This is a genomic window from Aegicerativicinus sediminis (assembly GCF_015476115.1).
GTDB lineage: Bacteria > Bacteroidota > Bacteroidia > Flavobacteriales > Flavobacteriaceae > Aegicerativicinus > Aegicerativicinus sediminis.
In genome coordinates, this window is sequence record NZ_CP064295.1 from 4,057,612 (window position 1) to 4,084,110 (window position 26,499).

The 26,499-nt window shown below is 34.7% G+C and carries 25 protein-coding genes; 9 read left to right on the forward strand and 16 right to left on the reverse strand.

Annotated features, from left to right (window positions below):
• Positions 1 to 72: 72 nt before the first annotated feature.
• From ISU00_RS17475 to ISU00_RS17505, 7 genes are all read left to right on the forward strand, one after another.
• The gene (locus ISU00_RS17475) at positions 73 to 2,004 is read left to right on the forward strand and encodes a TlpA disulfide reductase family protein (RefSeq protein ID WP_228851959.1); all 1,932 of its coding nucleotides are present in this window, start codon (positions 73 to 75) and stop codon (positions 2,002 to 2,004) included.
• Between the two features lie 192 nt (positions 2,005 to 2,196).
• A complete protein-coding gene (locus ISU00_RS17480; protein WP_228851960.1) occupies positions 2,197 to 3,087 on the forward strand; it encodes a 3-hydroxyacyl-CoA dehydrogenase family protein in 891 nt (296 codons plus the stop codon).
• Positions 3,088 to 3,295: 208 nt separating this feature from the next.
• Positions 3,296 to 3,964: a YggS family pyridoxal phosphate-dependent enzyme gene (locus tag ISU00_RS17485; protein ID WP_228851961.1), complete on the forward strand. Its 669-nt coding sequence runs from the start codon at positions 3,296 to 3,298 to the stop codon at positions 3,962 to 3,964.
• Between the two features lie 92 nt (positions 3,965 to 4,056).
• On the forward strand, positions 4,057 to 5,403 hold the full coding sequence (locus tag ISU00_RS17490; RefSeq protein WP_317174358.1) for an exonuclease domain-containing protein: 1,347 nt from the start codon (positions 4,057 to 4,059) through the stop codon (positions 5,401 to 5,403).
• A 207-nt stretch (positions 5,404 to 5,610) separates the two neighbouring features.
• Positions 5,611 to 6,486, forward strand: coding sequence for an ion transporter (locus tag ISU00_RS17495; RefSeq protein WP_228851962.1), 876 nt, complete (start codon positions 5,611 to 5,613; stop codon positions 6,484 to 6,486).
• Entirely contained in the window at positions 6,479 to 7,396 is a 918-nt protein-coding gene (gene miaA / locus ISU00_RS17500) for a tRNA (adenosine(37)-N6)-dimethylallyltransferase MiaA (RefSeq protein WP_228851963.1), read from the forward strand. Before ISU00_RS17495 ends, miaA begins: the two co-directional genes overlap by 8 nt.
• A gap of 34 nt (positions 7,397 to 7,430) precedes the next feature.
• A complete protein-coding gene (locus tag ISU00_RS17505; RefSeq protein ID WP_228851964.1) occupies positions 7,431 to 7,880 on the forward strand; it encodes a Cif family virulence factor in 450 nt (149 codons plus the stop codon).
• A 47-nt stretch (positions 7,881 to 7,927) separates the two neighbouring features.
• Here the strand turns inward: ISU00_RS17505 and ISU00_RS17510 are convergent, their stop codons facing one another.
• From ISU00_RS17510 to ISU00_RS17570, 13 genes are all read right to left on the reverse strand, one after another.
• A complete protein-coding gene (locus tag ISU00_RS17510) occupies positions 7,928 to 8,641 on the reverse strand; it encodes a response regulator transcription factor (protein ID WP_228851965.1) in 714 nt (237 codons plus the stop codon).
• Positions 8,642 to 8,644: 3 nt separating this feature from the next.
• Entirely contained in the window at positions 8,645 to 10,213 is a 1,569-nt protein-coding gene (locus ISU00_RS17515) for a sensor histidine kinase (protein ID WP_228851966.1), read from the reverse strand.
• 78 nt (positions 10,214 to 10,291) lie between these two features.
• Positions 10,292 to 10,873: a dephospho-CoA kinase gene (coaE, locus tag ISU00_RS17520; RefSeq protein ID WP_228851967.1), complete on the reverse strand. Its 582-nt coding sequence runs from the start codon at positions 10,871 to 10,873 to the stop codon at positions 10,292 to 10,294.
• Positions 10,870 to 11,835: a CdaR family protein gene (locus tag ISU00_RS17525; RefSeq protein WP_228851968.1), complete on the reverse strand. Its 966-nt coding sequence runs from the start codon at positions 11,833 to 11,835 to the stop codon at positions 10,870 to 10,872. The genes coaE and ISU00_RS17525 overlap by 4 nt, the downstream gene beginning before the upstream one ends.
• Positions 11,828 to 12,838: a glycosyltransferase gene (locus ISU00_RS17530; protein ID WP_228851969.1), complete on the reverse strand. Its 1,011-nt coding sequence runs from the start codon at positions 12,836 to 12,838 to the stop codon at positions 11,828 to 11,830. The genes ISU00_RS17525 and ISU00_RS17530 overlap by 8 nt, the downstream gene beginning before the upstream one ends.
• A 51-nt stretch (positions 12,839 to 12,889) precedes the next feature.
• Positions 12,890 to 13,708 (reverse strand): enoyl-ACP reductase FabI, encoded by an 819-nt coding sequence (locus ISU00_RS17535; RefSeq protein WP_228851970.1) that lies wholly within the window; start codon positions 13,706 to 13,708, stop codon positions 12,890 to 12,892.
• A gap of 51 nt (positions 13,709 to 13,759) precedes the next feature.
• Complete coding sequence (recN, locus tag ISU00_RS17540; protein WP_228851971.1) at positions 13,760 to 15,412, reverse strand: DNA repair protein RecN; 1,653 nt, start codon at positions 15,410 to 15,412, stop codon at positions 13,760 to 13,762.
• Positions 15,413 to 15,469: 57 nt separating this feature from the next.
• Positions 15,470 to 16,363, reverse strand: a complete 894-nt coding sequence (gene porD, locus ISU00_RS17545) for a type IX secretion system protein PorD (protein WP_228851972.1) — start codon at positions 16,361 to 16,363, stop codon at positions 15,470 to 15,472.
• Positions 16,353 to 17,564 carry a bifunctional phosphopantothenoylcysteine decarboxylase/phosphopantothenate--cysteine ligase CoaBC gene (gene coaBC, locus ISU00_RS17550; RefSeq protein ID WP_228851973.1) on the reverse strand — a complete coding sequence of 404 codons (1,212 nt, stop codon included), beginning with the start codon at positions 17,562 to 17,564 and terminating at the stop codon, positions 16,353 to 16,355. Before coaBC ends, porD begins: the two co-directional genes overlap by 11 nt.
• Positions 17,565 to 17,570: 6 nt before the next feature.
• The gene (locus ISU00_RS17555) at positions 17,571 to 17,900 is read right to left on the reverse strand and encodes a DNA-directed RNA polymerase subunit omega (RefSeq protein WP_228851974.1); all 330 of its coding nucleotides are present in this window, start codon (positions 17,898 to 17,900) and stop codon (positions 17,571 to 17,573) included.
• A 10-nt stretch (positions 17,901 to 17,910) separates the two neighbouring features.
• On the reverse strand, positions 17,911 to 18,726 hold the full coding sequence (locus tag ISU00_RS17560) for an outer membrane protein assembly factor BamD (RefSeq protein ID WP_228851975.1): 816 nt from the start codon (positions 18,724 to 18,726) through the stop codon (positions 17,911 to 17,913).
• A 168-nt stretch (positions 18,727 to 18,894) separates the two neighbouring features.
• Positions 18,895 to 19,782, reverse strand: coding sequence for a 4-hydroxy-tetrahydrodipicolinate synthase (gene dapA, locus ISU00_RS17565; RefSeq protein ID WP_228851976.1), 888 nt, complete (start codon positions 19,780 to 19,782; stop codon positions 18,895 to 18,897).
• 20 nt (positions 19,783 to 19,802) lie between these two features.
• Positions 19,803 to 20,354: a DUF6913 domain-containing protein gene (locus ISU00_RS17570; RefSeq protein WP_394368523.1), complete on the reverse strand. Its 552-nt coding sequence runs from the start codon at positions 20,352 to 20,354 to the stop codon at positions 19,803 to 19,805.
• Positions 20,355 to 20,423: 69 nt separating this feature from the next.
• Here ISU00_RS17570 and ISU00_RS17575 point away from each other — a divergent pair, with 69 nt between their 5' ends.
• On the forward strand, positions 20,424 to 21,176 hold the full coding sequence (locus tag ISU00_RS17575) for a 5'-nucleotidase C-terminal domain-containing protein (protein WP_228851978.1): 753 nt from the start codon (positions 20,424 to 20,426) through the stop codon (positions 21,174 to 21,176).
• Position 21,177: 1 nt separating this feature from the next.
• Positions 21,178 to 22,092: a bifunctional metallophosphatase/5'-nucleotidase gene (locus ISU00_RS17580; protein WP_228851979.1), complete on the forward strand. Its 915-nt coding sequence runs from the start codon at positions 21,178 to 21,180 to the stop codon at positions 22,090 to 22,092.
• An 8-nt stretch (positions 22,093 to 22,100) separates the two neighbouring features.
• On the opposite strand, the gene ISU00_RS17585 is transcribed toward ISU00_RS17580, so the two are convergent.
• The 3 genes from ISU00_RS17585 to ISU00_RS17595 all read right to left on the reverse strand — a co-directional run bounded on the left by ISU00_RS17585 (position 22,101) and on the right by ISU00_RS17595 (position 26,495).
• Positions 22,101 to 22,847: a hypothetical protein gene (locus ISU00_RS17585; protein WP_228851980.1), complete on the reverse strand. Its 747-nt coding sequence runs from the start codon at positions 22,845 to 22,847 to the stop codon at positions 22,101 to 22,103.
• A gap of 148 nt (positions 22,848 to 22,995) precedes the next feature.
• Positions 22,996 to 23,301: a hypothetical protein gene (locus tag ISU00_RS17590; protein ID WP_228851981.1), complete on the reverse strand. Its 306-nt coding sequence runs from the start codon at positions 23,299 to 23,301 to the stop codon at positions 22,996 to 22,998.
• Positions 23,301 to 26,495 carry an efflux RND transporter permease subunit gene (locus ISU00_RS17595; protein ID WP_228851982.1) on the reverse strand — a complete coding sequence of 1,065 codons (3,195 nt, stop codon included), beginning with the start codon at positions 26,493 to 26,495 and terminating at the stop codon, positions 23,301 to 23,303. The genes ISU00_RS17590 and ISU00_RS17595 overlap by 1 nt, the downstream gene beginning before the upstream one ends.
• Positions 26,496 to 26,499 lie beyond the last annotated feature (4 nt).

Genomic DNA, 26,499 nt, shown 5'->3' on the forward strand with positions numbered 1-26,499 from the left:
AGATTATAACATAATATAAACATTTAACACTGCATTAATTTGTACATTCTGCCAACATCTAACAAATAATTTATGAAAACACCGAAAATTTACTTTCCAATTATTATTGCGATTCTCATGTTTGGTTGCCAACAGTCTGATAAGTATCAAAGTGATTCTGGTAAAGAGTTAGGAAACCTATTTATTTCCAAAGCAAAACCCCAACCAGGTGATTCACTTACCTTAAAGTATTCTGGGGAATCAGATAAATTAAATGCCTTGTATTACTATTATGCTGGCAATAATTTTTATCCTGTGGATTTAGAATTCAGTACTTCGGAAGGTGTTAACTCTAGTCGTTTTAAAATTCCAGATTCTGCAAGGTTTATAGCCTTTGTATATAAAAATGGAGAAGAATACGACACCAATGAGAACAGTGGATATTTATTTCCTTTATATGACGAAAGTGGCGAATTATTATCCGGTTCTATGGGAGATGTGGCAACTTATTACGCGCGATATGGCGAACAGCAAGGCCTTGAAATTGAGCAGGATACTATTTTATCCATTTATGAGAAAGAAATTGCAAGAAACTCTGATAAGCTGGAATCTTGGTATAACACCTACCTTCAGATGCTAAATATGAAAGATAAACAGAAAGGCAAAAAATTAATACAAGAAAAGTTAGCCGTATATAATTCTCAATCGGAGCTGGCTGAAAGTGAATTAAGTCAAATGGCTTTTCTTTATCAATTAGTTGGTGAAGATTCTTTAGCAACGGAGGTTCGGAATTCGGCAATTTCTAAATATCCATCGGGAAATTTTGCCTTCAGTGAGTTCTATCAAAAGTTAAATGCAGAAAAGGATGTTGAGAAAAAAGAAGCAATGTATTTGGAAAACAAAACTCGCTTTACAGATTCTCGTCAAAAAGCTACTTTAATTCGGGTACTTGCCATGAGTTATGCTAATTCGAGCAAATTTGAAAAATTTGAAGAAATAATGGCTGAAATGCCCGACGATGATTCACAAAAAGCTTCAATATACAACAGTGTTGCCTGGCCAATGGCTGAGAAAGGTGAGAACTTAGATTTCGCTTCAAAGGTGTCTAAGCAATCATTAAATGTAATCGAAAAGGCAAAGGGTTTAACTGAAAATAAACCAATTTATATGACCGAAAGTCAATATAAGCAGAACCTTGATGCACAATATAATATGTTCGCGGATACTTATGCTTTAATATCTTACAAGCAAGGGAATTATAAGGAGGCTGTTGAGTATCAGAAACAAGCCGTTGGCGAGGGTAATAATGCAGATATAAACGAACGTTATATACAATTTTTGGTTGCTGACAAACAATTCAAAAAAGCTGAAGAAGCATCCATGGAGTTCATTTCAGAAGACCAATCAACTGCAAAAATCAAGGATTATTTTAAGGAGGCTTATGTTGCAAACAATGGTTCGGAACAAGGTTTTAAAGAAGTTTTAGATAGCCTTGAAAAGAAGGCTGAAGAAAAGGCGATAGCTAAACTTCGCAAAGAAATTATTGATGAAGAAGCGCCAAAGTTTAATTTACTTAATTTGGAAGGGAAGGAAGTTGCCTTAAATGACTTTGAAGGTAAAATTCTTATTATCGACTTTTGGGCAACTTGGTGCGGTCCATGTATAGCATCATTTCCAGGTATGCAAATGGCAGTGAACAAATATAAGGATGACCCCAATGTAGAATTTGTTTTTATTGATTCATGGGAATCTCTTAGCCCTGAAAAACGTGAGAAAGAGGTAAGAAACTTTATTGAAAGCAATAAATACACCTTTAATGTGCTTATGGACACACCTGTTGAGGAAGGAAGTCGATCATATGAGGTCATTGAAGATTATAAAGTTAAAGGCATCCCAACGAAATTTATTGTTGGACCCGATGGACGTATAAAATTTAAAGCTATCGGTTTTATGGGCAGTGATGAAGGAATAGTCCATGAACTTGATAGAATGATAAACTTAATAAGGGAAGACGTATCCTCTTAGCATAGTAAACAATTTTAATTAAAAGCCACTTAGTTTTCAAAGTGGCTTTTTCTTTAAATATAACTTGTTGCTTAAAAGAGTGTATGTGTTAATTAACGATCTACTCTGAGGTTTGTAATATTCTTACGAAATTTGTCAAACAAACAATAAGAGATAATCTTTCAACCTCAACCATTAGAAAATAAAATTAAAATGAAAAACGTAGCAGTTATTGGAGCTGGCACAATGGGAAATGGCATTGCGCACACCTTTGCGCAAAACGGTTTTAAAGTTCAATTAATTGATATCAATGACGCAAATTTGAAAAAGGGTATGGCAACGATTGAATCTAACCTCAATCGTATGCTTTCCAAGGGCAGCATTAATGAAGAACAAAAAGAGGCTACATTAGCAAATATTGCAACCTACAGTAATTTAAACGAAGGTATAGAATATGCCAGTTTAGTAGTAGAGGCGGCTACTGAAAATATCGATTTAAAATGCTCTATTTTTAAGCAGTTAGACGAGATGTGTCCTGAGGATACTATTCTTGCAACTAATACCTCATCAATCTCAATCACAAAAATAGGAGCTTCAACTTCTAGACCTGATAAGGTCATAGGCATGCATTTTATGAATCCGGTACCCATAATGAAATTGGTTGAGATTATTAGGGGCTATAACACTTCCGATGATACTACTAAAACAATTATGGAATTATCTGAAAAACTTCAAAAAGTTCCTGTTGAGGTAAATGATTATCCAGGATTTGTGGCAAACAGAATTTTAATGCCAATGATTAACGAATCCATAGAAGCCCTTTATAATGGAGTTGCTGGAGTAAAGGAAATTGATATAGTAATGAAATTAGGCATGGCCCATCCAATGGGTCCGTTACAATTGGCTGATTTTATAGGATTAGATGTTTGTCTTTCTATTTTACATGTAATGTATGACGGTTTTAAAAACCCTAAATATGCGCCATGTCCATTGTTGGTTAATATGGTTCAGGCAGGTAAATTAGGAGTTAAATCAGGTGAAGGGTTTTATGATTATAGTGATTCTAAGAAAGCTGAAAAAATTTCAAAAATGTTTAGCTCTTAATATTAAGTCTACTATAATCGATTAGAAACTTTTGCGTCGAAGTTGGTACTGAAATTGCCTTAATACAAAAATTTGAAGTTTGGTTTAGGACAATTTTAAAAACCCAAATCAATGGTAATACAAATTCTTAGATTCAATTTAAAATACTTCAATATTGAATATAATGATCTTTAGTTAAGAAGCGGAATAATAATATAGGAGGAGTAAAATGTCAATTACAAATAATTTAGTCAAGTTAAAAAACGAATTAGCAAATAATGTGACTCTTGTTGCCGTTAGTAAAACAAAACCATTATTAGATATTCAGGAAGCTTATGATACAGGCCATCGTCATTTTGGAGAGAACAAAATTCAGGAGATGGTAGAAAAATATGAACAGTTACCTAAAGATATAAAATGGCATATGATCGGGCATGTGCAAAGGAATAAAGTAAAATACATGACCGACTTTGTACATCTCATCCATGGTGTAGATAGTTTTAAGCTTTTAAAAGAAATAAACAAACAAGCCATTAAAAGTGAACGCATAATAGACTGTTTGTTTCAAATTAAAATAGCCAAGGAAGATTCAAAATTTGGAATGGATAAAGCAGACGTTTTAAACGTTATTTCCTCAGCTGAATTTGCGGAACTTAAAGCCGTTAATATTAAGGGGTTGATGGGAATGGCAACTTTTACAGAAAATGAATCGGTAATCAAAGAAGAGTTTACCTATCTAAAAGACACCTTTGAAGAATTCAAGGAATTATCCAAATCTAATTTTAATATGGAGATCCTCTCTATGGGAATGAGTGGAGATTACCAACTTGCTATAGAATGTGGAAGTAATATGGTAAGAATAGGCAGTACTATTTTTGGTGAACGAAATTACAATTAGAGGTATTTGCCTGCGAAAAATTCAATTATATTTGATTTAATGGACGTAGGTAGTTAACGCATTAAAAAAGACCGATTTACGCAATTTTAGACATAGAGACCACAGGCGGAAAGTACAATCAAGAAGGTATTACAGAAATTGCAATCTATAAATTTGATGGACATGAAGTGGTAGACCAGTTTATTAGTTTGGTTAATCCTGAAAGAGAAATTCAACCTTTCGTGACCAACTTAACTGGAATTAATAGTACCATGTTAAAATCTGCACCTAAATTCTACGAGGTTGCCAAACGTATTATAGAAATAACTGAAGATTGTGTATTGGTTGCTCATAACGCAAGTTTTGATTACAGAATCCTTAGAACCGAATTTAAACGACTAGGTTACAGTTACAAACGAAAATCGTTATGTACTGTGGAATTAGCCAAGACACTTATTCCAGGGCAACCTTCCTACAGTTTAGGTAAGTTGGCAAGGTCTCTAGGTATCCCGGTAAGTGATCGACATAGGGCTCAGGGAGATGCCCTTGCGACGGTTAAACTCTTCAAAATGTTGCTTACAAAGGATTTAGAAAAATATATTGTGAAAGATGCCATAAACGTTGAATCCGCATACAGTCTAAAAAAGGCTCATAAAGACATTATTGACGCATTGCCTATTTTAATTGGTGTGTTTTACATCCATGATACTAATGGTGAGATAATATATGTTGGCAGAAGTAATAACATCAAGCAAAAAATCAACCAGATTTTAACTGACATTGATCCATTTTCCCAGAAAATTCAACAATTAATTGCTACAGTAACTTATGACAGCTGTGGCAATGAGATGATATCACATTTGGTATATCATGAAGAGATAAAAAAGAATAATCCACTTTTCAATAAGACAGCAACTCCGGCAAAACCTAAATTTGCTCTTTACACTTCAACAGATAGTGCTGGCTATCATAATTTATATTTAGACGCCTATTCCCAAAAGAAGAATCCCATAACCAGTTTTAATGATAAAAGGTCTGGAAACTATTGGTTAAACACTTTTATCGAAAAATACCAACTATGCATGGACTTATGTGGTATAAAAGCTACTGAAACTGGTTGTTTTAACTACCATGTTAATCAGTGTAATGGTGCTTGTATTGGAGATGAGGGACCGAATGAGTATAATAAAAGATTTCAGTTATTTCTAGACGATTATAAACTTCATGGTAGATCTTTAGCAATTGTGGATAAAGGACGAGAGATTGGAGAAAAAGGGATTATCTATTTAGAGAATAACGCCGTTAAAGGATATGGTTTTATTGATTTGAATTATCAGCTAAAAAATAAATCAATTCTAGAAAGAATCATTTCAGAAATTGAACCAAGAAATTCTAATCTTTTTTTAATACAAGCCTATTTACGTAAGAATAAAAATTATAAAATAATCGAATTAGAATGAAAGACAAGCCCACCTCCTGCTCCTTCTAACCTACTTTTTAATATTCAATCTCCAAGCCTAGTTTAGTTCAGAACAAAGAAATGTTACTCGACCCGATTTTAACTTATAGGTATTTAAAATAGATTCTATTTTAAAGTGCTCGATAAATTAAAAGGAAAGAACAGCTTTATAATACTTGAAAAAATTTAAAATCTTATTTTTGGAGATATGCCAACACCAAAAAAACAAGATTGGAGAGATCGTCTTCATGAAATTATTTATGAGGCTGACACTCCTGAAGGTAAACTGTTCGATGTTATACTGCTGATAGCTATTATCGCAAGTATCATACTAGTGATGCTAGAAAGCATAAAGCATATAGATCAACGTTGGCATTCCGTCCTAGATGCAGGCGAATGGATAATTACAATATTGTTTTCGTTTGAGTATATCGCAAGAATAATTTGTGTTAGGAAACCGATGAAATATGTCACTAGTTTTTACGGCGTCATTGATTTACTCTCAACCATACCTAAATATCTTTCGCTAATAATTGCAGGTACCCATGCTCTCGTAGCCTTAAGAGCATTAAGATTATTAAGAGTGTTTAGGATTTTGAAACTTGCTCGATTTCTCGGAGCATCTAATTACCTGATAAATGCCCTTAAAGCAAGCCGAGCTAAAATCTTGGTATTTCTATTCGCGGTAATGATTCTGGCAGTAATTTTTGGCACCATAATGTATTTGGTTGAGGGAGAGGAAAATGGATTTAGTAACATCCCTAAAAGTGTTTATTGGTGCATTGTTACCCTTACAACGGTTGGCTTTGGCGATATTGCACCGGTCACTCCATTAGGGCAGTTTATTGCCACCATAATAATGATTTTGGGTTACGGTATTATAGCAGTACCAACGGGCATAGTAGCATCTGAATACACCTCACAAACGAATTCCTCAAAAGGTCAAAAACCTAATGATGCTGCCCTAAACCCTATGTCATCCGTACAATTAAATTCTCAATCTTGCCCAAATTGTTTGGCTGACAATCATAAGGATGGAGCTGAATATTGCTACAATTGCGGGTATAAACTAAGCAATGACTAAGTTTTTAATTATAGTTGTAGGCCCAACGGGAATTGGTAAAACTGCTCTATCAATTCAACTTGCAAAACATTTTAACACCGAAATTCTTTCCTCAGATTCTAGGCAATTTTATAAAGAAATGAAGATAGGGACCGCCGTTCCTTCAGACCTAGAGTTGAATGCGGCACCTCATCATTTTATTCAGCATATTTCAATAAAGGACAAATATTCAGTTGGAGATTTTGAGCGTGAAGCTATTGAAAGAATTGGAAGGCTTTTTAGGGTACATGATATTTTGATAATGGCCGGTGGTTCTGGGCTTTACATTGAAGCAGTAGTAAAAGGACTGGACAATTTTCCTGAGGTTGATCCAAAAATCCGGAAGGATTTAATGAAGATTTTGGAGAACCAAGGCTTATTACCTCTACAACAAAAGCTTAATGAATTGGACCCGTATTACTATCAAAATGCTGATATAAATAACCCACATAGAATTGTAAGAGCTTTGGAAATATGCCTTGGAACCCGAAAGCCATATTCGTCCTTTCTTACGGGATCACCAATTGAAAGAAATTTCACCCCTATTTATATAGGCCTAACTGGGGAAAGAGAAGATATCTATAATAGGATCAATAAAAGAGTGGATCAGATGATTAGAGAAGGGCTAATTGATGAAGTGGGGGAGCTATTGCAACACAAAAATTTAAATGCATTAAACACGGTTGGCTACAAAGAATTATTTGAATATTTAGACGAGAAAACAGACCTTGAAACCGCTATTTCCGAAATTAAGAAAAACTCTAGACGTTATGCAAAACGACAACTAACTTGGTTAAGGAAAAACGACGCTGTTCATTGGTTTAACTACAAAACAAGTTATTCAGAAATAGTCGAATATATTGAAAAATTGATTTCACATGAAGACTTTTAAAATAAGCTCCTTTTTAATTTTTATTCACCTAATCATGTTTGGCCAAACCAAAAATGATTTCCTTGAAATAAATAAGCAAATTTGGGAGCCATTTTCCCAGGCTTATGCAATGAAGGATATCTCACTTTTTGGAGGCATTCACCACGAAGATTTTATCAGAGTGAGCGGGAATAATAAATCGATAAAGGATAAATCAAAATATATTAATCAATTAGCTGAAAATTGGACGGATGACGAACGGACTTTGAAGATTGAATTCCGGTTTACTGAGCGAATTTCTTCTGAAGGTAGGGCTTCGGAAAGGGGTATCTATAAATTAACCGTTACAACTGGCATAAATGATCCACAATTCTATTTTGGAAAATTTCATGTCATACTCACTAAAGAAACTAAGTGGAAGCTCTTAATGGATTATGATTCTAACGAATATGGAACTATAGGGAAAGAAGACTTCCTTGCAGCAAACGATATTAACAGGTATTAAAAACCCCAGCCTAAAGGCTGGAGTTTTTATCCCACTTTATGTGAATTTTATTCTTCGTCTTTATTTATAACCAATCTGAAACCTTCTCCGTGTATATTTAGGATTTCAACATTAGGATCAGGCTTTAAGTACTTACGCAATTTGGCGATATAAACATCCATACTCCTAGAAGTAAAATAATTATCGTCTCTCCAAATCTTAGTAAGAGCCAATTCCCGTGGCATTAGATCATTTTCATGTAATGCTAATAACCTCAAAAGTTCATTTTCCTTTGGTGACAATTTTACTGGCTCTCCACCATCAAATTTTAAGAATCTGAGCTTTGAATTTAAATCAAACCGACCAATCTTAAATTCGAATTGCTTACTATCCGCAATGGAATCGTTTGCCTTTCTTTGGATTATAGCCTTTATTTTCATTAAAAGCACCTCACTATCAAAAGGTTTGTTGAGATAATCATCGGCGCCAACTTTATAACCTTTCAAGACATCTTCTTTCATTGCCTTGGCAGTTAAGAATATAATCGGCACTTCAGAATTCTTTTCTCTAATTTCTTTAGCTAACGTAAAACCATCCTTATAAGGCATCATGACGTCTAAAATGCACAGATCATAATCGTCTTTTTTAAACTTTTCGAAGCCTTCCATACCGTTTTTAGCATGAGTAACATCGTAGTCGTTCATGGTTAAATAATCCTTCAACACGGTCCCGAAATTGGGATCATCTTCAACTAACAGAATTCTCTTGTTTTGTTCTTCCATAATTTATGATATTAACGGTAATTTAATGGTAAATACACTACCTTTTCCTTTTTCACTTTCTACTGATATATGACCATGGTGGTCTTCTACAATCCTTTTTACATAGGCCAAACCTAGACCGTGTCCCTTAACGTTGTGCACGTTGCCGGTGTGTTCTCTATAGAACTTTTCAAACACGCGTTTTGCAACTTGTTTAGACATTCCATTTCCTTGATCAGCTATTTTAATGAGAATATTATTTCCAACATTCTCTGTATAAATGTCAATTTTTGGTTCATCGCTAGAATACTTAACGGCATTGTCCATAATATTTACAAGCACGTTTGTAAAATGCGATTCATTTGCTAAAACCGAAGATTTAGGGGCGTCTAAATGCGATTTTATATAGCCATTTCTATCTTCAACAATCAACTCCACATGGCTCATGGCATCCTCAATTAAGTCGTGTATCTTAACACGTTCCTTACTAATATTTAATTCGTTTTTTTCCAATTTAGAAATCCTGAGGACATTCTCTACTTGAGCATGCATTCTTTTGTTTTCATCTCGAATCATTCCCAAATACCTCGAAACTTTATCTGGATCCGACATTATCTTCGGATTTCTTATAGAATCTAAGGCCAAATTGATAGTAGCTATTGGAGTTTTAAATTCATGGGTCATATTATTGATAAAGTCCGTCTTAATCTGTGAAATCTGTCTTTGTCTTATCAGTTGGTAAATGGCACTACTATATGCCAAAATTATAACTGAAGTAAAAATTATAGACAACACTATCATTCCCATTATAGTTGAAAACAAAAATTGTCTGCGATTGGGAAAGTTCACATAAAGCGTATAATTACTCTCGTTATTGTTATCTAAGAAAACTGGTACCCCAAGAGTCGAATCCGTAGAGAATTCAAAATTATTTGATTGCACCTTGGTCGCTAAATCCCTATCAAAAATGGCAAACTCATAATCAATTTCAATTCCATTGCCAATTAATTGTTTGCCCAATAAGTCATCAACTTCATCCGTTGATATTCGCTTATATATCGGATAATTCTTGAAGCGATCCCTAAATGTAGTTTCAAACAATTTTCTATCCAATTCGGGCAACTCCCTAAATTCCTGCAATTTTTTTTCAGAATCTAGCTGAAATTCAGAATTGAGGTCAGTCCTATCAAAGACCTGAGAGTATTTCATGTTGGTAAAGCGGCTTATGTTTACACTGTCTAAACCTATGTCAAAGAACAATGACGGAACCTTAAAATTTTCCTCAATAATATTGTTTTCGTAATAGGTCATTTGATTAGACCTTTCATCATAATCCCAAATACTAATACCTCTAATGGTACTATCAGGATCCTTGCCATTCTCCAAAAGCTCCAAAAATTTACTACTAAATTCATGGAACTCCTTATTTTCTAAATCACGAGAAACAACACTTAAAGAGCGTTTAACATTTAAGGTGAATTGCCTTTCTTCATTTTTTAAAGAGCGATTAATAAAATATGCCTGCACGAAAATAATTCCGATCAACGACAAACTCATTAACACCACCAGCAGAATGAAAAGCTTTTTGCCCATCGCCCAAATTTAACATTTTAACATTTAGGAATTTTGGCCTTTAACCAATCCTTAACATATGAGAAAATTCCTTTAATATTAGGATTCTAGAAGCTTTTGGTGCAATTTCTCAACTTGAATTTTGGTATCCTCTATTGTAGTGTTTTCTATTATATAATCAGAAAGGGGAATTTTTACGTCATCGGCCATCTGGTTATTCATAATTGAAATAACCTTTTCCCTTGTAGAATTGTCCCTTTTCATTACGCGTTCAAGTCTTTTTTGTTTATCAGAAACAACAAGGATAATAGCATCATATTCATGTTGTCGATTATGTTCAAAAATGATTGCTGCTTCTTTAATAATATACGGTGAAGTTTGTTTGGTGAGCCATTTTTCAAAATGTTCCTTTACTTTAGGATGAACAATATTGTTGATTTTTTTCAATTCCACTTCATCATTAAAAACTTTTGCCGCAAGAAAATTACGGTTCAATTCCCCGTTAGAATATGCCTGATCTCCAAACTTTTCAATTAATTGGCGCTTGATAACCTTGGAGGTATTCATCAGGTTCTTAGCCTCCAAATCTGCAACATAAACCGGCACACCCAGTTCCCGGAACATATTTGCCACAGTAGTTTTACCACTACCAATTCCTCCCGTTAAGCCAATAATTTTCATTTGGTAAGTATAAATTCAACTTTATCCTGTCTAAGGCGAACATTTTTTACCAATTCTGGCACCTTAATTAAACGAGGCGTAAAGAATGATTTTTGTGTATTTTTTATTTCATCGTAATTACACTCAATTGCAAAGTCGTCAACCGTTACCTCATTGTATTTTGATAATTGAACGTAAAAGGAAACAGGTATAGACTTAGGAAAATAGTTAATCTTAATATTCTTTGGTAAGTTCTTAACGATAACCGGAATTTCTAAAATGCCTTCTGTAAATTTCTCAATTTTTGCCTTTACCGTCACTGAAGTCGGTTCAATTTTATAAACTGCCTCCTTCTTTATATCTAATTCTATAGTCTCAGAAATGTCGGTGCTTAAATTAGCTTTTTTAACAGGTTTTGTCTCTACCATCGCTACTTCTTTAAGTGCCTCCTTACCTCCTATTACTTTAACTGAATCAGGCACTGCCTTAAGAGAATCACCAAAATTATATCCGGGGCTAAGCTTAATTTCGGATATTACCTTTACTGGTATCATTTTAGATTTCAGCACAGAAAACGGAATAATTATACTATCTGGTTCAATGGCCAATTTATCAATGCTATAGCTAAAATATTGATTGAATATTTCATCGTTCAAATCTGGAGTCCATAGGTATTCATCACCATGCATCTTTAAATCCTCTTGAGCATCCAGAGTTAATATTGGTTTTTTTAAATAATAAGGCAAAAGCCTGAATCCGACTCCCTCAACTTCTATTTCAATTTCCTTAGGAGTTTCTAAATCGATCACGATGTCACTAGGCAAGTTATCATAGGCCAATTGAAGCCGAACCGTTTCGTGATATATCTTTGAAAATTTGGTTAATAATAGAAAAATAAAGGAAAGAATTAAAAACAGTCCAAACATATGCAGCCTTCTGTTATGGAAGGACTGAAATAATTTGGAGCGTATTTTATTAACCATGATTGAAAAATAGTTGGGGAAACTCTTCTTCCGGGTTCTTTCCCATCAAATTTAATGCAATACTTGATTTAAAAAAACCTAAACCGTAACCAAAAAATTGCAAATACATTGCAACCATAGAATAACATGAAATTTTCATGCTTTTTGTCCTTATTAAAGCCACAAAGAAAACCATGAAAGTATAGATGCCAAATAAGACCAATGGCGAATGTATTCCGAATATAGCTAAGGATACAGAAGCTATAAACCCTAACACAAAAAGTGTCGGAAACCAAAATATCAGTTTGGAAGACTCTGGATGCCATTTGTTCAATATTGGCCTAACCAAGCCAAACTTGTTAACCTGCTTCCAAAATTTACCAAAATCCACCCTGCGTTTATGGTACACAAAGGCCTCAGAAATCAATCGGGTTTTGAACCCTAGTTTTTTTAACCGAATGGATAAATCCGGATCTTCTCCCGGATGTATAATTCCAAAACCTTTAGTAGCCTCAAATGCTTCCTTGGAAATTCCCATGTTGAAACTCCTTGGCTCAAAATTAACTATATGGTTCTTATTTCCTCTAACACCACCGGTAGTGATAAAAGAAGTCATAACAAAATTGATCGCTTTTTGAATTTCAGAAAAACTTTCATGTGCACCATCAGGACCACCAAAGCAGTCTACATAATCCTCTTTAAGAGATGTATGAACCTTCTGCAAATATTGTGTAGGCAAAATACAATCTGAATCTAGAATTATAAAATAATTCCCTGTGGCACGAGCCATTCCATAATTTCTTGAATCCCCAGGGCCAGAATTTGATTTTTCTAAATATACTATGTTTAACTGATCTTTAAAAGTAGAACAAACTTCTTTGGAAGAATTTGTAGATCCATCCTCAACGATTATAATTTCATAGGGGTTTTCAAATGAAAGAAGACAAAAACTTTCCAACAATTCCTTTATTTCATCGGGACGATTAAATACCGGAATTACAAAGGAAAATTGTAGTGACTTCATTGTAATCGCTGCATCAGAAATAACATTTTATTTTATAGTTTTTGAGAACTACTATTTATCCTCCAAAAAAGATTCCATTACCTCATTACTGACGCCCATATTACTGAAGCCACCATCATTATATAAATTCTGAAGAGTAACTTTTTTAGTTAAATCACTAAATAGGGTGACTGTATAATTTGCGCAATCCAAAGCGGTTGCGTTGCCGAGAGGAGACATTTTATCCGCGTATGCAATAAATCCATCAAAACCTTTAACACCTTGTCCAGCAGTTGTTGGAGTTGGTGACTGGGAAATTGTATTTACTCTTACTTTTTTGTCTTTTCCGAAGAAATAACCAAAACTACGGGCAATGCTTTCTAAATAAGCTTTGTTGTCAGCCATATCATTATAATCTGGGAAAACACGTTGTGCCGCCATGTAGGTCAAGGCAACAATACTACCCCACTCATTCATTGCATCTTGCTTATAAAGTACTTGCATTACTTTGTGAAAGGACAAGGCTGAAACATCATGACCTTTTTGAGTCCAATCATAATTTTGATCCGTATAGGCTCTACCTTTTCTAACATTTACCGACATACCAATGGAATGAAGCACGAAATCTAACTTTCCTCCTAATATTTCCATGGATTGTTGAACCAGTTTTTCCAAATCTTCTAGATTGGTAGCATCGGCAGGAACAATCTCTGACCCTGTTTTTTCCGCTAAATCTTTAATTTGTCCCATTCTCATTGCGATTGGAGCATTCGTCAACACAAAAGAACCACCTTCTTCGTGCACTCTTTCTGCAGTTTTCCAAGCAATAGAATTTTCGTCTAAAGCACCAAAAATGATTCCTTTTTTCCCTTTAAGTAAATTGTATGCCATTCCTAAAATGTTATGATTAGATGATTAGATATGAATAAAGCAAAGATAGTATTAATTCAATAATTCCTTTGCATGGGCAATAGCGGAGTTTGAAGATTTGGGGCCACCTAGCATTGAAGCGATTTCAGTTATACGCTCTTCCGCTGAAAGTTTTTTCAAGAATGTTGAAGTAACATTATCTACCTCAGTTTTAAACACTTTAAAATGATGGTCTCCCTTAGCCGCAATTTGGGGTAAGTGGGTAATGGAAAAAACCTGCATAAATTTGCTCATCTCTTTCATTGTAACCCCCATTTTATCAGAAATTTCGCCTGAAACACCCGTATCTATCTCATCAAAAATTATGGTTGGGAGTTTAATATATTGCGAAATTATGGCCTTCATGGCTAACATAATTCTAGACAACTCACCGCCAGAAGCAGCCTTTTTCAATTCTAGGTAGTTGCCACCTTTATTTGCAGTAAATAAAAATTCCAAAGTATCCGACCCGTTATGAAAAAATTGATCAGTTTGTCGAAGAACAACTTTAAAATCCGAATTCGGCATTCCCAAAGAACTTAATATATTTTTGAGTTTCGATATCAGATCGGGCAATACTGAACTTCTATTTTCACTAATAGTTCTGCTCAATTTCTCTAATTCCTTTTGAAGAACTTCCTTTTGGAATTCTTTTAATTTTAAGCTTTCATCGATGGAATCAGACTCAAGAATTTTAGAGTCTAAGCTATTCTGAATACCGATAAGTTCTGAAACTTCAGTTACCTGATGTTTGTGCATTAATGTATTAATCAAAGAAATTCGATCATTTACCAATTGTAAACGGTTAGGGTCCGTTTCTAAAGTATCCATTAATTCCGCAACTTCTGAGGAGACATCTTCTAACTCTAAGTAAATACTTTGAATGCGCTCCAAAATGGCTTGGAAATTATTATTATATCCGGCAATTTTATTGATTTCAAACTTTGCATTCCTCAATAAATTAAGAATCCCCATCTCCTCCTCAGATAAAATCTTACTGGTTGTACTGAGATGCTCTAAAATACTCTCTGCATTTTGCAATACATCCAATTCATTTTCTAACTCTTCAAGTTCGCCATTATTTAGTTTGGCTTCCAAAAGCTCATTTAGGAGAAAGGTATTATAGTCATATTCCTTAATTAAATCTGACTTTGTCCTTCTTAATCCTTCTATTTCTTTATTCAGTTTTTTGAAATCCACCAACCGACGACTGTAATCAACCAAAAGATTAGAGTTATCGGCTAATGCATCGATCAATCGGAATTGAAAATCGTCGTCTGTTAATTCTAAAGTTTGATGCTGCGAATGAATATCCAACAACTGCTCACCTAAGAGTTGCATTGAACTAAGGTTAACCGGGGTATCATTTACAAATGAGCGAGACTTACCCGAAGGCAATATTTCTCTTCTGAAAATGGTATTTGGTTCATAATCTAAATCTTCTTCTTTAAAAATTGGCTTTAATTGGTAAGATTCAATGTTAAACGTTGCCTCAATAATACACTTTTTCGAATCATCTTTTATGGCACTTAAATCAGCTCTCTTGCCTAAAACCAAGGACAACCCCTCCAATAAAATAGATTTCCCCGCACCTGTTTCCCCAGTAATTATATTAAAGCCTGGTTGAAAATTAACCGACAAATCATCTATGAGGGCATAATTTTTTATGGTTAAGGATTTAAGCATAAATCAACAACGTTTGATGTGAATTAAAGGTAAGCCTAAATTAGTTGAACAAGAAAATTAGTAACTAATATTTCTCCATTTCGAAGCGTGTGTTGGAGCAATTCGATTAAGATTATCCATCACGGTTGTAATTGTAATAGAAGGACCATCACTAAAAATTTCTTCAATTTCTGACGCTTTCGCATCAAAAAATACCCGCAACAAAAAACTATTTGGCCTTCTATTGTTCATGGTACGCAAATCTGCGATGGCATCGGCTATAGATTGTTTGCCTTCTTTAGCATCTGTACTCATCTCATCCAAGCCAAGCCTATGATATTTGTACATAGCATCCCTAAATTCTTTATACTGATTTGATAGCATTTGGTCGATTAACATAAATCTTGTCTGCTGCCCATCTTCAGCTTTCCAACCCTTGTAGTTGTTCTGTTGAGTATAATTAAGAATTGTTTGTGCTTGCTTAAAATAAGTTTCTCCACCCATTAGTTCAAAGGTATCAGCGTCTATACCCAAAATCATATTAATATGGAAGGTTAACACAGATATCAAATTAGATTCGTATTGTGAAGGGTTATATACCAAATTCTGAAATTCTAAATACTGAAATGTAAAATCCCTATCATTAAAATTGTAAATAGGAGTTGTATAAGTTGAATTAAAAACTGGTCTTGAGGATTGAATTTGCAAAGTTGCCCTAAAAATATCCGAGCTATAATCTTGAATGGTCACCACCATACTACAATCAATTCGCTCTTGGGGCTTTGCGTTTTTATTTGTCCACTGTGTGTTATTTATAAACTCATTTAATTGTCTCTCTAAGGTCTTAAAAATTTGATTTTGTTCATTACCCGTTTGCATGGCATTAACGACCAATTTGCAATTAAGTTCTTGCCCATAACAAAATGTGCTAAAACCGATGGCTATGAAAAAAAGCACTAATTTATATAACATAAGAAGTAACTATAAGTTTAATTAAGTCTTCCGCAACCTCCATTTTTGATTTTAAACCTTCCTCGAAAACATCGCCTTGCGCCGTTATAAATGTAACTTTATTTGTTAAGGTTCCAAAACCCGCACCATCATCATTTAAAGAATTTAGTACAATTAGGTCTAAATTTTTATTAGCCAGTTTTTTCTTTGCGTTGTATAACTCATTTTCTGTTTCCAATGCAAAACCAACCAAAAACTTTTCTTTTTTAATTTCTCCCAAAGAAGCAAGGATGTCTTTAGTCTTTACTAGTTCTATACTAAACGTGGAATCTTGCTTTTTTATTTTTTGTTTGGAAACAGTTTTTGGACGGTAATCGGCAACCGCGGCTGATAAAATAGCAATGTCCGATTCGCCAAAATATTTATGAACGTTTTGATACATTTCCTCGGCACCCATCACATCCACAATGGTAAGATTTTTATGGCTAAGGGATTCTGAAGTTGGTCCAGAAACTAAAATTACCCTAGCTCCAAATTTTAATGCCGCCTCTGCAATCGCATACCCCATTTTACCACTGCTATGATTACCAATGAACCTTACTGGATCAATGGCCTCATAAGTAGGTCCGGCCGTAATTAAAACGGTTATGCCGTTTAGCGCTAAATTACTGGATATTGAGTTCTCAATAAATTCAACAATTTCTTCTGGCTCTGCCATTCTGCCTTCACCGACCAAACCACTCGCCAATTCTCCCGTTCCTGGAGGTATCAATATATTGCCAAATTCTTGTAATCTTTCAATGGAGGTCTTAGTAGATTCATGCTTGTACATATCTAAGTCCATTGCTGGAGCAAAATAAATTGGGCATTTGGCGGAAAGGTAAGTTGCCATCAATAAATTGTCGCAAATACCATTGGCCATTTTGGCTAAAGTATTAGCCGTCGTTGGCGCAATTACAAAAAAATCAGCCCAGAGACCTAATTCAACATGGTTGTTCCATACCTCATTTTCATCTTCCTCTGAAGTAAATGATGAATAAACTGGATTTTTTGAGAGTGTGGATAAAGTAAGTGGAGTTATAAAATCTTTGGCTGAAGGTGTCATTACCACCTTAACTTCAGCCCCACACTTAATAAAAAGCCTAACTAAAGATGCCGTTTTATAAGCGGCAATGCCTGCCGTAATACCTAACAGTATGCGCTTGCCGCTTAAAAAAGACATTTAGTTTTATGCTTGTTGAGTATCGTCAGTAAAGCGATAGTAAATTTTATCCTCTAACCACTCTTGGATGGCTAAGGCATGCGGTTTAGGAAGTTTCTCGTAAAACTTGGAAACTTCTATCTGCTCCTTGTTCTCGAAAATCTCTTCCAAACTGTCATTATAAGTTGCAAATTCTTCTAATTTATCAATTAGTTCGCGTCTAATTTCAGTATTGATCTGTTCTGCCCTTTTCGATATCACAGAGATAGCCTCGTAAATGTTATTGGTAGGTTCATCCAAAACATTTCTGTCATAAGTAACAGTAGTAACAGGCGCATTTGTTTTTTTAAGATCCATCTTTTAATAATTAACTTTTAGTATTGTATTGTGCCATGGCAGCCTCCATATTGCTACTCATTTCTACCAAAGCATCTTTGTATTTTGTCTCTGGATAATACCGCAATAAAGCATCGTAATAAGTTTTTGCAGTATCCAATCTATTTTTTTTCTTGTACTCTATACTATTAATTGCCAACTGATATGCAGAATCGAAACGATAGTACATTGCATCCTCACGAAAACTAGAACCGGGATATTCAAAAAGAAAATCCTCAAAAGCAGCTATTGATGCTTCATAATCAGAAGAATCAAAATTAGCAGTTGTATTGTATTGCTTCGCAATTTCAAAAGCCTTCTTCTGAAGTTTATAATCTAATTCGTTCACCAATTTATTTGCCTCTTCAAGATATTCTGAATCTGGGTATTGGTTAACGAATAACTGTAATTTATCTATGGCTTCGTGTGTTTCTTTTTGTTCTTTACTATAAATAGGAGAAAGTTCATAATAACTTTTGGCACCTAAAAATGCTGCCTCTTCCGCCTTTTCACTTTTAGGGTAGGATTCGGCAAAACGTTCGAATTGATAACCTGCAAGGTGATAATCCTTCATTTCATAGAAGGTTTTAGCATATAAATACATCAACCTTTCCGCTTGTGGTTTACCTCTATAACTAGGCACAATTTGGGCAAACAATCTATTCGCCTTAGAGTATTTGCCTTGGTCGTATAAATCTGAACCGAATTTATACTTTTCAGCAATATCCTCAGATTTCAAGACCTTTTGGAAATCGCTACATGAAGTTAAAACGGTGATTCCTAATAATAAAAGAAAAAAATTCCTCATTCAATTCAGTTCGTTGCTTCTTTATTTCTTGCCTCTAAAAATGCAACTATTTCATTCACAAAAAACAAGACGCAAAATTAGTGATTATTCCCTTATTTCAAAAACTATTTTACACGGCAAAATATCCAATGATTTTGACGTGGGTAAATGTTTAAAATAAGATTAACGTTAATTTATATAATTTAATTTTTTAAGTGCAGTACGGATTTCTACTTTTAAAGAGTCTGTTGCCGGCACCAAAGGCAATCTTACTGTGTCTCTACAATATCCCAATTGGCTTAAAACACCTTTTATACCAGCTGGATTGTTTTCTTTAAATATAAGTGAAGTTAAATCCATTAAATCAAAATGATATTTATAAGCTTCGGTGGCTTTTCCTACTAAACCTAGGTTAACCATGGATGTAAATTCTTTTGGCAAGCCTTGCCCGATTACCGAAATAACCCCTGCTCCACCAGCCAATATTACTCCTAAAGCCAAATCATCATCTCCAGACAAAATCAAAAAATCTTCAGGCTTATGTTGTAATAACTTTAAATACTGTGCCACATTATTACCTGCTTCTTTAACAGCAACTATATTATCAACGTCCTTTGCCAGTCGTAAAGTGGTTTCAGGAAGCATGTTAGAGGAAGTCCTACCAGGAACGTTATAAAGGATTACAGGAATTGGCGAAGCCTTGCCAACCGCCTTGAAATGCTGATAAATACCTTCTTGTTGAGGTTTGCTATAATAAGGTGATACCGAAAGCAAGCCCTCCATCAAACTTAAATCTGTTGTCTTTATTTCCTCTATGACCGCTTGGGTATTATTTCCACCAATTCCATAAACCATGGGAACACGGTTATTGTTCGCTTCGTTTATTGTAGCGACCAACTGTTTCTTCTCCTCCCGAGTTGTCGTAACACTTTCGCCCGTTGTACCACATATAACAATATAATCTACTCCATTCTTTATGTTGTAATCCACTATTGAAGCCAGAGCCTCATGATCAATTGAGAAATCTTCTTTAAAGGGGGTTACAATGGCTATACCTGTGCCATAAAACTGTTTCATCGGTTTGTTAATTAGATAATTTATAGTTGTTCAGCATTGATTTTTGACTCTGGTAAGAGCTTGTTCAACACTCTTAAATATTTAAGCAATTCTTTAGTAAAAAGATCAAATTGGTTTGTTTCTAAATCTATTATTAAATCGTAAAGCCGAGGATCTTCTGTCGATAATCCTACCTTTAAATTAGCCGTCGATTTTGCCGTTATTAGATCTAACTCAAGTTCTGGCTTTTTATAATAGGAAATCAAAAGGTCGAAAGGTTGGTTTAAAAATGTCTCCAATTCGGTATTCGCAATATTCCCTTTCCAACCAATATCCTTTGCATTAAAATAAGAATCCCATAATTTGTCAATCATAGGTTCGTCATGAGAATATGCAATAATCTTAACCCGATTTGGGCGTAAATCAATTGATTTAAAAAAATTCCGAAACTGTTCAAAATTTGAAAACTCATCTAAATGCAAGATTACCCCAACCGAACTTACCTTGTTGTCATTAACAGAAGGTATGCGGGTTGCGAGCAATCTTTCGATATATTTTTGATTTGATCTAGCCTTAAAAGCCTTTAAAACCATCTATCTTTATACATTTGTGCAAATGTAGTAAACTACAAAAGTTAATTGCTAATTCATTTCAATTTATACGTGAAATTTCGAATCACTATTCTTTTAATCCTATCACTGGCATTCATCTCATGCGAACGCCACCTCTTCATAGGAAAAATTGTCGGTAAACAAATAAATATAAATGACTCTATCTCTAGCGATCCCAATATTGAAGCATATGTTAAACCATATCGAGAAAACATTGAAAAGGATCTCAATGAGGTTATAACATATTCCGATGGAAATTACACCAAAAATGATGGAAAGCTAAACACTGCAATTGGAAATTTAATTGCTGATGCCGTTTATGAAGAATCCAATCCAATTTATAATTCTAGGACTGGAAAAAACATAGATTTTGTAATGCTTAACCATGGAGGTATGAGAGCCGATTTGCCAAAGGGGCCAATAACTAAGAGAAATGTATACGAAATAATGCCATTTGAAAATTCTATGGTTGTTACAGAATTATCAGGAGATGAAATCAAAGACCTTTTGGGTTATCTCGTTGGAGTGAAAAGAGCCCATCCCATTTCTAAGTTACAAATCGTATTAGATAAGGATGGTAAAATGGTTAATGCCAATGTGGATGGTCATCCCATTGATTATAACCGAACCTACAATGTAGCAACGAATGATTTTTTATATAATGGAGGCGACCATATGGATTTCTTCAAAAGAGGAACAAATTTTATTGCCTTAGACTATAAAATTCGAAATATTTTATTGGATTATTTTCAAAAGGCAGACACTTTAAAGCCACGAAAAGACAACCGATTTATCCAACAATAACATGAAAAGAAGACATTTTGTACAACAAGGAATCGGTGCAGCCGCATTTTTAGGATTAGGAGGTTTTACCACAAGTGCCTTTAATGCAACATCTAAGCATATTACCATACTACATACCAATGACGTGCACAGTCATATTGATCCTTTTGGTCCAAATGACGGTCGTAATGCAAATCAAGGAGGGGTTGCTAGAAGAACAGTTCTAATAGAGCAAATTAGAAAAGAAAACCCAAACACCTTATTGTTAGATGCAGGAGATATATTCCAAGGAACACCATACTTTAATTATTATGGTGGAGAATTAGAATTTAAGTTGATGAGCATGATGAAATATGACGCCTCAACCATAGGAAATCATGATTTTGACAATGGTGTAGATGGGTTATATGCTCAATTGCCCCATGCCAATTTCGAATTTGTTTGTGCCAATTACGATTTTAGCAATACCGTTATGGATGGTCATGTGAGGCCTTATAAAATCTTTGAGTTAGACGGGATTAAGATTGGGGTTTTTGGTCTAGGAATTGAACTCCAAGGCTTGGTTAACAAGTTTCTATATAAAGAAACAGTCTATCTAGATCCTATTGAAATCACCCAAGATATGACGCGTATTTTAAAGGAGGAGAAAAAATGCGATTTGGTGATCTGTCTTTCCCACCTAGGGTATTACTATAAAGATTCAGAATTTAAGAAAGTAAGTGATCTTTCACTTGCCTCACAAACAAAGAATATAGATTTAATAATTGGGGGTCACACTCATACGTTTTTAAAAAAACCGACGGTAACTGAAAACCTGACGGGGAATAAAATGCTAATAAATCAGGTTGGGTGTTATGGCATTAACTTGGGTAGAATAGATTTCTATTTGGATGCCAATAAAAATAAATCTGCAAATGGAACTTCTATAATTGTATAGATTATCGACTAAAATTTTGGGTGCTCCAATGCTTCACTTTCTCTAAATTCCTGAATTTCTTCATATTCCATTCGCGATTGAATAATGTAGAAAAGCAGAGCTAGCATAAGGAATAAGGAACAAAGCACATTTAATGCATTGTAGTCATTTGCAACATAGAAATATGCCAACTGTATTATTTCTGCAAAGACTATAAAAATAGATCCCAATAATAAATTCATTGATTTTTTATCGTCGCGATAAATGAAATTTATTAAACTAACCGATAATAAAATCATTATCACCGAATTGTATGTCATCTCAAGTAAGTAGGAAGACGTGTCAAGGCTATCCTTAGTGGTTCCTGTTACGGAATACACACAAAATACATCTAGAACCCCTAAAATAATTAGGTGAAAAGGAAATTGCCTAAAGACACTTTTAACATTAATTGTTCGTAGGATATTCAAAGTTAGAAAGACATAAGCCAACATATTGAGGCCGTTGCCTATAAAATATATTAGTGAATTGTCTTCCCATTCAAAATAAGACCATCCAAGCAATCCAATCATATTAATGAGTTCAGCCAAGGCTATCATAGAAAGGAATAACAAGAATAACGGTTTCCGTTTTTTAACAAGAACAAAATACAGCCCCGTTAACGCAACCATAATTAGTGTACGAACTGCGTAGGCGTACATCTCCAGTTGTAGTACCTGGAACACTATAAAACTTAGCGCCAGGCATATAAGTAATGAAATCAATATTTTTTTCATTAGTCTAGATTTGGGGCTTGACTAGAGCAAATATAAATATATTTTACAAATAAACGATAAAAAAATACATTTTATCGATATTTATTTTATTTTTGTAGGAATTTACTTGTTTTTAAATAATTTTTTACTTATTCTAAAGTGTTCCTTTTTATACATATCTCTCTATAGGAACTACTATAGCCTTTATTGGGTTATCAGTTTCCAGCCTTTTGTTAAACTCTTTAACCAAGGTAAAAAAATCATCTATTTTGTTTTCATCTGTAAATGAAAAATACATGGTGCTTTCATTTCCACCAGTAATACTTGGGAACCAACTTGAGGAATCCAAGATTGAGGGGACTTCTTTATATCCGTCAATTTCTGACTGACTAAAGCGATCGATATGGCTTTGAGCCAAGAGTTTTCGTGCTTGCGACTGAAACTCCTCAACTACGGTAACAATCAAAAGTTTCATTAGTTATGATTTTTACGTTCAATTAAATAATACACGAGAGGCACTACCAATAAGGTCAATACTGTAGATGCAATTGTCCCACCCATCAAACTTATAGCTAAACCTTGGAATATAGGGTCAAACAAAATAACGAATGCCCCAATAACTACGGTTCCCGCTGTTAACAAAATTGGTGTGGTTCTAACTGCTCCAGCCTCAATTACTGCCTGTTTCAATGGTACGCCATCATTCAAACGAAGGTTTACAAAATCTATAAGCAATACCGAGTTCCTAACCATTATACCTGCCAACGCAATCATACCTATAAATGAAGTAGCTGTAAAAAATGCTCCTAATATCCAATGTCCCAATACAATGCCCACCATTGAAAGAGGTATCGCAACCATCATAACCACTGGAGCTTTAAAATTTTGAAACCATCCAACTATTAACATATAAATAATTACAATAACACCGAGAAAGGCTAATCCCAAATCACGGAATACTTCCAAGGTAATTTGCCACTCACCATCCCATTTTACGGTATAATCTTGTTCTAATTCAGGTTGTTTAATATATAATTCATTTATAGTATAACCTTCTGGAAGCTTTATATTTTCCAGCTTGTCGGTCATGCCAAGTATAGCGTAAACTGGACTTTCAAGTTTTCCTGCCATATCTGCCATCACATAAACAACCCTTTTCTGGTTTTTCCTATATATACTTTTAGCAGCCGTGGTTTCATTAATCTCTACCAAATCGCTTATAGAAACCATATTCCCACCTCTTGCTTTTATCTGAACTCTAGAAATATCCTGTAGAGTTGATTTTTCCTTTTCTTCCAAAGTCAAAACAATTCCAACCTGTTCTGAAGCGTCCTGATCAAACAAATGCGATACGGCTCGATTACCTAGAGCCATATTCAAGGTATGTGTTATTTGTTGTGGCGAAATGCCAAATAGCATTGCCTTTTCCCTATCTATATTGAAAAAATAATCCTTTTGATCAGCTTCGACCATCCAATCTACATCTACAACATCTTCCGTATTATTTAAAATGCTTTGAACCTCATTTGCAAGTCGCATTTGTTCATCATAATCTGGACCATAAATTTCTGCTACAATAGTTGATAGGACAGGAGGGCCTGGTGGAACCTCAACTATTTTTACGTTTGCTCCATATTTAATGGCTATTTCCTGAATTCTTGGTCGAAATTGCTTAGCAATATCATGACTCTGTTCTTTGCGATCATGTTTATCAATTAAATTTACTTGAATATCCGCTACATTACTTCCGCCCCTTAAATCGTAATGCCTAACCAATCCATTAAAGGTTATAGGTGCTGAAGTTCCTACATAACTTTGATAATTTTCAACAAGGAGTTGTTCTGCGATATATTGATTTATTTCCTTGGCAACCAAAGCGGTCCTTTCTAAGGTCGTGCCCTCAGGCATGTCAATTACAACTTGAAATTCATTTTTGTTATCGAATGGCAACATCTTCACCGCAACGGTTTTAGTAAAAAACAGTCCAATTGAGGCGATTAAGAGCAAAAAGGTTATTCCAAGAAAAATCCACCTCTTTTTAGGGTTCTCAATCAATGGTTTTTCAAACTTTTCATACACACGATAAATCCAAGTCTCCTCCATTGTTTTATGTTCTTTCCCATTCCCAGATTTTTTATCTTTTTCTCTCAAAAAAATGTATCCCAAATAAGGAGTTATTGTTAATGCAACAAAAAGAGACAGTAGCATTGCAATAGAAGCACCTATGGGCATTGGAGACATATACGGCCCCATTAATCCAGAAACAAAAGCCATAGGTAAAACAGAGGCTATTACTGTAAATGTTGCAAGAATGGTAGGGTTTCCAACTTCATTAATAGCGTAAAGGGCTGCCTGTTTAAATGGCAGGCGTTTCATCTTAAAATGTCGATGCATGTTTTCAGCAATTATTATTGAGTCATCCACCACAATACCTGTTACAAATACCAACGCAAAAAGTGTAATCCTGTTTAAGGTATAATCCAACATATAATAACTTAAAAGGGTTAATGCGAATGTAATTGGCACTGAAAGAAACACTACCAAGCCACCACGCCAACCCATAGCCAGCATTACAACCAAGGTAACTGCAATTATTGCTCCTATAAGATGTAATAAAAGTTCCGAAACTTTTTGGGATGCGGTTTCACCATAATTTCTAGTTATTTCAACATGAACATCATCAGGGATTAGTGTTTTACGTAATTGATCAATTTTATCAATTACTACATCAGAAATTTTCATAGCGTCTGCGCCTTTGCGCTTGGCTATTGAAATTGTAACCGCTGGATATTCTGAAGGAAAGGTTTCTACCTTATCATCTGCCTTCCCAAATCCCAGAGACACATATGTCTGGGGCAATTCTGGACCATCTTGTATCGATGCTATTTGTTTAAGATAAATGGGTTGATTTTGATTTACACCAACGACCAAATTCTCCAAATCACCCTTTGTCTCAAGAAATTTCCCTGAATTAACTAGAAATTCTGTATCATTATTCCTAAAGCTACCTGAGGAAAGTTGTTGGTTGTTAGTTTTAATCATTTCCGCAACATTTAGGAAATCTAGACTAGTTGCTGCCATTTTATCCTTGTCTAACACCACCCTCATCTGACGGTCACGTCCACCAATCTTTCTAGTGGCTGAAACATCATTGACTTTTTTAATTTCATCAGACAATTCCTGTGCAATTTGCTTAAGATGAAAGTCATCATAGGTTTCACTCCAAAGTGTAAGTCCAAGCATTGGGACATCATCAATAGAACGGGTTTTAACCAAAGGAAACGTTACTCCTTCTGGCATTTGGTCCATGTGCTTATTGATTTCATTGTAAAGCTTTACAAAAGATCTCTCTATATCCTCTCCAACATAAAATTGTACAATTACCATTCCCTGTTCTTTCATAGAAGTTGAATAAACATATTCTACCCCTGGGATGTTTGATATCAATTTTTCTAATGGCTTTATTACCCTAGATTCTACCTCCGTGGGTGTTGCTCCAGGATAGCCTACAAATATGTCAGCCATAGGAACATCTATCTGCGGTTCCTCTTCTCTTGGAATCAAAAAAGAGCTGTAGACCCCTATGACCATAAACACAATCATAAGGAGTACTGTTAATTTTGAACTTATAAAAGCTTTGGCAATTTTGCCCGCTAATCCATCTTTCATAATC